This window comes from Methylobacterium oxalidis (genome assembly GCF_007992195.1).
In the GTDB taxonomy this organism is placed as follows: domain Bacteria; phylum Pseudomonadota; class Alphaproteobacteria; order Rhizobiales; family Beijerinckiaceae; genus Methylobacterium; species Methylobacterium oxalidis.
On the sequence record NZ_BJZU01000127.1, the window covers coordinates 19,003 to 27,359 of the forward strand.

Sequence of the window (8,357 nt, forward strand, 5' to 3'; positions counted from 1 at the left end):
ATGCATCTCACCGGCGCGGCGCTCCGCGCGGAGGCGAGCCAGGAACCCGACCCGGTCCCGACCGTCGCCGCCAAGGAGACGCAGATCATCGCGATCTACGGCAAGGGCGGCATCGGCAAGTCGTTCACGCTGGCCAACCTCAGCTACATGATGGCCCAGCAGGGCAAGAAGGTGCTGCTGATCGGCTGCGACCCGAAGAGCGACACCACCTCGCTCCTGTTCGGCGGCCGGGCCTGCCCGACCATCATCGAGACCTCGACCAAGCGGAAGCTCGCGGGCGAGCAGGTCGCGATCGGCGACGTCTGCTTCAAGCGCGACGGCGTCTACGCGATGGAACTCGGCGGTCCAGAGGTCGGGCGCGGCTGCGGAGGCCGCGGCATCATCCACGGCTTCGAGCTCCTGGAGAAGCTCGGCTTCCACGAGTGGGGCTTCGATTACGTCCTGCTCGACTTCCTCGGCGACGTGGTCTGCGGCGGTTTCGGCCTGCCGATCGCCCGCGACATGTGCCAGAAGGTCATCGTCGTCGGCTCGAACGACCTGCAATCGCTCTACGTCGCCAACAACGTCTGCTCGGCGGTCGAGTACTTCCGCAAGCTCGGCGGGAATGTCGGCGTCGGCGGCCTCGTCATCAACAAGGACGACGGCACCGGCGAGGCTCAGGCCTTCGCCGAGAGCGTCGGCATCCCGGTTCTCGCCTCGATCCCGGCGGACGAGGATATCCGCCGCAAGAGCGCGAACTACGAGATCATCGGCAAGCCGGACGGGCGCTGGGGGCCGCTCTTCGCCGATCTCGCGCGGAACGTCGCCGAGGCCGCGCCGCACCAGCCGAAGCCGCTCACGCAGGACGGGCTCCTCGGCCTGTTCAAGAGCGAGACGGTGGGCCGCGACGTCGTGCTCGAGCCCGCCACCGTCGAGGACATGTGCGGCGCGAGCCCGATCGCGAAGCCGTCCCTCGAAGTCGTCTACGACACGGTCTGAGGCGCGCCATGGCGGTCACGCTCGACATCGCCGACCTCCGCGCCCGCCGGGAGCGGCCGGCCTCCGCCCTCCAGGGCGAGCAGGCGCCCGGCAAGGTCGTCAACCTCGCGGCCACGCAGGGCGACGGCCTCGGCTGCCACGCGGGCAAGGACACGATGCGGGCGGCCGCCGCGGCCGCCGGCATGAGCGAGACGCTGGAGGGGCTGGCGCGGGACTACCCCGTCGGTCCCCACGACCAGCCGCAGAGCATGTGCCCGGCCTTCGGCTCGCTGCGGGTCGGCTTGCGGATGCGGCGCACGGCGACGATCCTGTCGGGCTCGGCCTGCTGCGTCTACGGCCTCACCTTCACCTCCCACTTCTACGGAGCACGGCGCAGCGTCGGCTACGTGCCGTTCAACTCCGAGACGCTCGTCACCGGCAAGCTGTTCGAGGACATCCGGGAGGCGGTGCACGCCACGGCCAAGCCCGAGGATTACGACGCCGTCGTCGTCATCAACCTCTGCGTGCCGACCGCCTCGGGCGTGCCCCTGCGCCTGCTGCCGAAGGAGATCGACGGGGTCCGCGTCATCGGCATCGACGTGCCGGGCTTCGGCGTGCCGACCCACGCGGAGGCCAAGGACGTGCTCGCGGGCGCCATGCTCAAGGTGGCGCGCACGGAGGCCGAGCAGGGTCCCGTCCAGGCCCCGCGCGCCGGCCGCTCGGAGCGGCCGACCGTGACCTTCCTCGGCGAGATGTTCCCGGCCGATCCGGTGGTGATCGGGTCGATGCTCGGCGCGATCGGGCTCGCGGCTGGCCCCGTCGTGCCGACCCGCGAGTGGCGGGAGCTCTACGCGGCGCTCGACGCCGCGGCGGTGGCGGCGATCCACCCCTTCTACACAGCGAGCCTGCGCGAGTTCGAGGCGGCGGGCCGCCCGATCGTCGGCTCCGCCCCGGTCGGCCACGACGGGACGGCCGAGTGGCTCACCCGCATCGGCGAGGCCTGCGCCGTCCCGCGCCGGGTCGTGGAGGACGCCCAGAACCGGCTGCTGCCACCGATCCGCGGGGCGCTCGCGGCGGCGCCCGTCCGCGGCCGGATCACGCTCTCGGGCTACGAGGGCTCGGAACTCCTCGTCGGGCGGCTTCTCGTCGAGAGCGGCGCCGACCTGCGCTACGTCGGCACCGCCTGCCCGCGCACGCCGCATTCGGAGGAGGATCTCGACTGGCTCGAAGCCCGCGGCGTCACGGTCCGCTACCGGGCCTCGCTGGAAGACGACCTCGCGGCGCTCGCCGAGTTCCAGCCGGACCTCGCCATCGGCACGACGCCCGTGGTGCAGAAGGCCAAGGAGCGCGGCACGCCCGCCCTCTACTTCACGAATCTCATCTCGGCCCGCCCCTTGATGGGCGTGGCGGGTGCGGGCTCGCTCGCGGCAGTCGTCAACGCGGCGCTGGGCAACCGGGCCCGCTTCGACCGTATGCGCGACTTCTTCGAGGGGGTGGGCCAGGGCCACGCCGCCGGCATCTGGGAGGAGGTCCCGAAGGCCCGCAAGAGCGCGCCCGCGGCGAAGCCGAAGGCGCACGCCCACGATCCGATCGGGGAGATGGCCTGATGCTCGTCCTCGATCACGACCGCGCCGGCGGCTACTGGGGCGCGGCCTACGTCTTCACGGCGATCAAGGGCCTGCAGGTCGTCATCGACGGGCCGGTCGGCTGCGAGAACCTGCCCGTCACCTCGGTTCTCCACTACACCGACGCCCTGCCGCCGCACGAACTGCCGATCGTGGTGACGGGGCTCGCCGAGGAGGAGCTCGGCCGCCACGGTACCGAGGGCGCGATGAAGCGGGCGCACGCGACGCTCGACCCGGGCCAGCCCAGCGTCGTCATCACGGGCTCGATCGCCGAGATGATCGGCGGCGGGGTCACGCCGGAGGGCACGAACCTCCAGCGCTTCCTGCCCCGCACCATCGACGAGGACCAGTGGCAATCCGCCGACCGGGCGATGCGCTGGCTCTGGCAGGAACACGGCGCCAAGCGCTTCGCCAAGAAGGGCATCCCGGCCCGGCCCGAGCGCAAGCCGGGCGAGAAGCCGCGGGTCAACATCGTCGGCCCCGCCTACGGCACCTTCAACATGCCCTCCGACCTCGCCGAGATCCGCCGGCTCGTCGAGGGGATCGGGGCCGAGGTCAACCTCGTCTTCCCGCTCGGCGCCCACCTCGCCGACGTGCCGAAGCTCGTCAACGCCGACGCGAACGTCTGCCTCTACCGCGAGTTCGGGCGCCTCCTCTGCGAGGACCTGGAGAGGCCCTACCTGCAGGCGCCGATCGGCATCCTCTCGACCACGAAGTTCCTGCGCTCGCTCGGCGAGATCCTGGGGGTCGACCCGGAGCCCTTCATCGAGCGCGAGCGCCACACCACGATCAAGCCGGTCTGGGACCTTTGGCGCTCGGTGACGCAGGACTTCTTCGGCACGGCGAGCTTCGGCATCGTCGCCACCGAGACCTATGCCCGCGGCGTGCGCCACTTCCTCGAGGAGGAGATGGGCCTGCCCTGCACCTTCGCGGTCGCGCGCAAGCCCGGCGCCAAGCCGGACAATGCGGCCGTGCGCGAGGCTCTGGCCAAGAGCCCGCCCCTGGTCCTGTTCGGCTCCTACAATGAGCGGATGTACCTCGCGGAGACGGGCGCCCGCTCGGCCTACGTGCCGGCCTCCTTCCCGGGCGCGATCATTCGGCGGCACACGGGCACGCCCTTCATGGGCTACGCGGGCGCGACCTACCTCGTCCAGGAGGTCTGCAACGCCCTCTTCGACATGCTCTTCCACATCCTGCCGCTGGCCCGCGACATGGACGCGGTGGAGGCGACGCCCGCGCGCCTTCACCGGGAGCTGCCCTGGGAGGAGGCGGCCCGCGCCGCCCTCGACGCCCATGTCGAGCGCGAGCCCGTCCTCGTCCGGATCTCGGCGGCCAAGCGCCTGCGCGACGCGGCCGAGGCGCGCGCCCGCGGGGAGGGCGCGGCGATGGTCGCGGCCGCCCATGTCGACCAGGCCAAGGCCGGCCTCAAGCTCGGAGCCGCCGCATGAGCGCCGCCGTCCTCTCGCCGTCCCGGGCCGCGCGCCCGGCACAATCCCAGCCCACCGATCAGCCAGCCCGTCCCGACGGGACGCGCCAGCAGGAGAGCAAGGCCATGCGTGGACCGAACGCGACGTCGCGCCTGCACCAGGAGGCCCTCCAGTTCCGGGTCATCCTCGCGGCGACCTACCCCCTGTTCCTCGCCGTCGCGATCTCGCAGCGCCTGCTGCCCGGCCGCGGCGCCCGCCCCGCTCTCGGCGACCGCCGCTCGGTGTTCGGCGAGGCGAAGGCCATGGCGGTCTCGGCCATCCCCTTCGCCTTCATGGGCTGAGGGGCGCGGCAGAGACCGCCGAAACGCTTCCGTCCCGGTGAACGGGTGGAAGTCCGGCCGTGGCAGACGACGCGCCACGGCGACACCCGCCGCGCTCGCACAGGCGCGGCCAGCCCAAGCGGAGGTGCCCAACGATGGCCAATGGATTGGAACGACCGAGCAGCCTGTCCGGGCTGACGGAGCCGGAAGCCAAGGAGTTCCACGCGATCTTCCTGACGAGCTTCATCGTCTTCACGGCGATCGCCGTGGTCGCGCACATCCTCGTCTGGATGTGGCGTCCCTGGCTGCCCGGACCGAAGGGCTACGCCGCCCTCGACAGCGTGACGAGCGCCGCCCACGGCCTCGTCTCGATGCTCTCCTGAGGAGGACCGCACCATGCACAAGGTCTGGCTTCTCTTCGATCCGCGCCGCACCCTCGTCGCGCTCTTCACCTTCCTGTTCGTCCTGGCGCTGCTGATCCACTTCATCCTGCTCAGCACCGACCGGTTCAACTGGCTCGAAGGCCCGAAGAAGGCGGCGGCCGCGGCCACCCTGCAGATCGTGCCGCCGACGCCGGCGTGATCGCGGATCCGGGCCCGGCCGCGCCGCCGCCCGGACCTGCCACGAGACCAGCCGCGGACGGGGCCGCGCCGGAGAACCGGCGCGCCCCGCCCGCTGCGACGAACGCCGTGACGGCCCACGCGCCGTGACGCCTGAGCCCGGGAGGTTTCGCGATGGCGATGCTGAGTTTCGAGAAGAAGTACCGGGTCCGCGGCGGCACGCTCGTCGGCGGGGACCTGTTCGATTTCTGGGTGGGCCCGTTCTACGTCGGCTTCTTCGGCGTGACGACGATCTTCTTCTCCGTGCTCGGCACGGCGCTGATCCTCTACGGGGCGGCGATCGGCCCGACCTGGAACATCTGGCAGATCAACATCGCGCCGCCCGACCTGAAATACGGGCTGGCGCTGGCGCCCCTGAAGGAGGGCGGCCTGTGGCAGCTCATCACCTTCTGCGCGATCGGGGCCTTCTGCTCCTGGGCGCTGCGCGAGGTCGAGATCTGCCGCAAGCTCGGCATCGGCTACCACGTGCCGTTCGCCTTCTCGGTGGCGATCTTCGCCTACGTCTCGCTGGTGGTGATCCGGCCCTTCCTGATGGGCGCCTGGGGCCACGGCTTCCCCTACGGCATCCTCAGCCACCTCGATTGGGTGTCGAACACCGGCTACCAGTACCTGCACTTCCACTACAATCCGGCGCACATGCTCGGCGTGTCGTTCTTCTTCACGACGACGCTGGCCCTGTCGCTGCACGGCTCGCTGATCCTGTCCTCGACGAACCCGCCGAAGGGCGAGGTCGTGAAGACGCCCGAGCACGAGGACACCTTCTTCCGCGACACGATCGGCTACTCGATCGGCACGCTCGGCATCCACCGCCTCGGCCTGTTCCTGGCCCTCTCGGCGGGCTTCTGGAGCGCCGTCTGCATCATCATCAGCGGACCGTTCTGGACCAAGGGCTGGCCGGAATGGTGGGGCTGGTGGCTCAATCTCCCGGTCTGGCGCTGAGGGAGGCCGACGCCATGGCGTACTACCAGAACATCTTCACGCAGGTGCAGGTCCGGCCCGTCGAGCCGGAGATGGGGGTGCCCGTCCCCGTGGACCGCCGCTGGGGCAGGCCGTTCCACAGCTACCTCATGGGCCTGATCGGCAACGCGCAGGTCGGCCCCATCTACGGCGGCTATCTCGGGGTCCTCTCGTTCGCCTGCGGGCTCATCGCCTTCGAGATCATCGGGCTCAACATGTGGGCCTCGGTGAACTGGGATCCGGTGCAGTTCGTGCGCCAGCTCCCCTGGCTGGCGCTGGAGCCGCCGCGCCCGCAATACGGGCTCAAGGTCCTGCCGCCGCTCAACGAGGGCGGCTGGTGGCTGATCGCCGGCTTCTTCCTCACCGCCTCGATCCTGCTGTGGTGGGTGCGCCTCTACCGGCGGGCGCGGGCGCTCGGCCTCGGCACCCACGTGCCCTGGGCCTTCGCCTCGGCCATCTGGCTCTACCTCGTGCTGGGCTTCATCCGGCCGGTCATGATGGGCTCGTGGAGCGAGGCGGTGCCCTTCGGCATCTTCCCGCACCTCGATTGGACGGCGGCCTTCTCGCTGCGCTACGGCAACCTCTTCTACAACCCGTTCCACATGCTCTCGATCGTCTTCCTGTACGGGTCGACGCTCCTGTTCGCCATGCACGGGGCCACGATCCTGGCCACGAGCCGCTACGGGTCGGAGCGCGAGATCGACCAGATCGTCAACCGCGGCACCGCGACCGAGCGCGCCGCCCTGTTCTGGCGCTGGACGATGGGCTTCAACGCCACGATGGAATCGGTCCACCGCTGGGCCTGGTGGTTCGCCGTGCTGACGACGCTCACCGGCGGCATCGGCATCCTGCTCACCGGCACCGTCGTCGACAACTGGTACCTCTGGGCGGTCAAGCACGGCGTCGCGCCGGCCTACCCGCATGTCTACGGCCCGATCGTCGATCCGCTGAGCGCGGGCGGAGGTGCCCAATGAAGACGCTTCTCACCGTGGCGGGCGGGGTCGTCGCGCTGTTCCTGACCATCGCGATGTTCGGGACCGCGGGCTGGGACCGGCCGCCGCTCGTCACCAGCCAGAACGGCTACCGCGGCACCGCGATGGCCCAGGTCGAGACGAGGGCCGACGCCATCGCGGTCAAGGCCGAGAACAAGGCGCCGGAGGCCGCGGCCCCGGCCGAGCCCGGCGACGACCTCGCGGGCAAGACCTACGAGAACGTCAAGGTCCTGCAGAACCTGACGACGAACGAGTTCAACCGCCTCATGGTCTCGATGACGGAGTGGGTCTCGCCCGAGCAGGGCTGCACCTACTGCCACAACACCGAGAACATGGCCGACGACAGCCTCTATCAGAAGCGCGTCGCCCGGCGGATGCTGCAGATGACCCAGCACATCAACGCGACCTGGAAGGAGAAACACGTCCAGGAGGCCGGCGTCACCTGCTACACCTGCCACCGCGGCCAGCCCGTGCCGGCCAACATCTGGTTCACGGATCCCGGCCCGCAGGCGCGCTCGGGCTTCATACCCCGCAACAACGGCCAGAACCTCGCCAAGGAATCGGTCGGCCTGTCCTCGCTGCCCTACGACACCCTGACCGAGTTCCTGGCCAAGAAGGACATCGACAACAACGTCATCCGGGTCAACGCCTCGACGGCACTGCCGGAAGGCAAGGGCAAGCCCATCCAAGATGCGGAGAAGACCTACGCCCTGATGATGCACATGTCTCAGGGGCTCGGGGTCAACTGCACCTACTGCCACAACACCCGCGCCATCTCGAACTGGGGCGAGAGCACGCCGCAGCGCGTCTCGGCCTGGCACGGGATCCGGATGGTGCGCGACCTCAACGGCGACTACATGGAGCCGCTGCAATCGACCTTCCCGAGGAACCGCCTCGGCGCGCTCGGCGACGTGCCCAAGATCAACTGCACCACCTGCCACAACGGCGTGAACAAGCCGCTCGGAGGCGCGCACGTGATCGAGGGCTACCCGTCGCTGGCCAAGTCGATGGAGGTCGCGGCGACGGACGGCACGCGGCCTGCGCCGGATGGGTCCGCCGCGCCGCCCGCGCCCGCACCGGCAAGCCCGGCCGCGCCCGCACCCGCGTCCCCCGCCCCGGCGGCGCCGGCACCCGCACCGGAGGCGCCCGCGGCGAGGCCCTGACGGACCGTACCGGCGATTGCGGGCGGGCGGCGAAAGCCTCCTGCCCGCGATCGCGTCGCGCCCGATCTCGGTCGCACACCTCGTCACAGACGCGTTGAGCCGTCGAACGATATTCATGCGCGTGAATGCTTTGCATTCCGGTCACGCTTGAGAGATCGCCCCCCGCTCAAATCCGCCACGATTTCACGGCAACTGCGTTCTCGCATTCCTGCATGACCGGGCACGATCGCCTTGTCAGAAGCGCGCAGGATCAAGAGAACGGAGCGTGGCCTTGGTCAGGGGGCGGGATTCCACGG

The 8,357-nt window shown here is 70.3% G+C and carries 9 protein-coding genes; all 9 read left to right on the forward strand.

All coding sequences use genetic code 11. The annotated features are described in order from the left end of the window. The 9 genes from MOX02_RS24275 (at nt 1) to pufC (ending at nt 8,061) form a co-directional block, all read left to right on the forward strand. Nucleotides 1-978, forward strand: coding sequence for a chlorophyllide a reductase iron protein subunit X (locus tag MOX02_RS24275; RefSeq protein ID WP_147028407.1), 978 nt, complete (start codon nt 1-3; stop codon nt 976-978). Nucleotides 979-986: 8 nt separating this feature from the next. Further along, nucleotides 987-2,564: a chlorophyllide a reductase subunit Y gene (bchY, locus tag MOX02_RS24280; RefSeq protein ID WP_147028398.1), complete on the forward strand. Its 1,578-nt coding sequence runs from the start codon at nt 987-989 to the stop codon at nt 2,562-2,564. Continuing rightward, complete coding sequence (gene bchZ / locus MOX02_RS24285; protein WP_147028399.1) at nt 2,564-4,030, forward strand: chlorophyllide a reductase subunit Z; 1,467 nt, start codon at nt 2,564-2,566, stop codon at nt 4,028-4,030. Before bchY ends, bchZ begins: the two co-directional genes overlap by 1 nt. 104 nt (nt 4,031-4,134) lie before the next feature. After that, nucleotides 4,135-4,350: a hypothetical protein gene (locus MOX02_RS24290; RefSeq protein ID WP_147028408.1), complete on the forward strand. Its 216-nt coding sequence runs from the start codon at nt 4,135-4,137 to the stop codon at nt 4,348-4,350. 134 nt (nt 4,351-4,484) lie between these two features. Beyond that, on the forward strand, nt 4,485-4,712 hold the full coding sequence (gene pufB / locus MOX02_RS24295) for a light-harvesting antenna LH1, beta subunit (RefSeq protein WP_147028400.1): 228 nt from the start codon (nt 4,485-4,487) through the stop codon (nt 4,710-4,712). Between the two features lie 13 nt (nt 4,713-4,725). Further along, nucleotides 4,726-4,911 carry a light-harvesting antenna LH1, alpha subunit gene (gene pufA / locus MOX02_RS24300; protein ID WP_109895715.1) on the forward strand — a complete coding sequence of 62 codons (186 nt, stop codon included), beginning with the start codon at nt 4,726-4,728 and terminating at the stop codon, nt 4,909-4,911. A gap of 152 nt (nt 4,912-5,063) precedes the next feature. Beyond that, nucleotides 5,064-5,888: a photosynthetic reaction center subunit L gene (pufL, locus tag MOX02_RS24305; RefSeq protein ID WP_147028401.1), complete on the forward strand. Its 825-nt coding sequence runs from the start codon at nt 5,064-5,066 to the stop codon at nt 5,886-5,888. Between the two features lie 14 nt (nt 5,889-5,902). Continuing rightward, the gene (gene pufM, locus MOX02_RS24310) at nt 5,903-6,880 is read left to right on the forward strand and encodes a photosynthetic reaction center subunit M (RefSeq protein ID WP_147028402.1); all 978 of its coding nucleotides are present in this window, start codon (nt 5,903-5,905) and stop codon (nt 6,878-6,880) included. Beyond that, entirely contained in the window at nt 6,877-8,061 is a 1,185-nt protein-coding gene (gene pufC / locus MOX02_RS24315) for a photosynthetic reaction center cytochrome PufC (protein ID WP_147028403.1), read from the forward strand. The genes pufM and pufC overlap by 4 nt, the downstream gene beginning before the upstream one ends. Nucleotides 8,062-8,357: the final 296 nt, after the last annotated feature.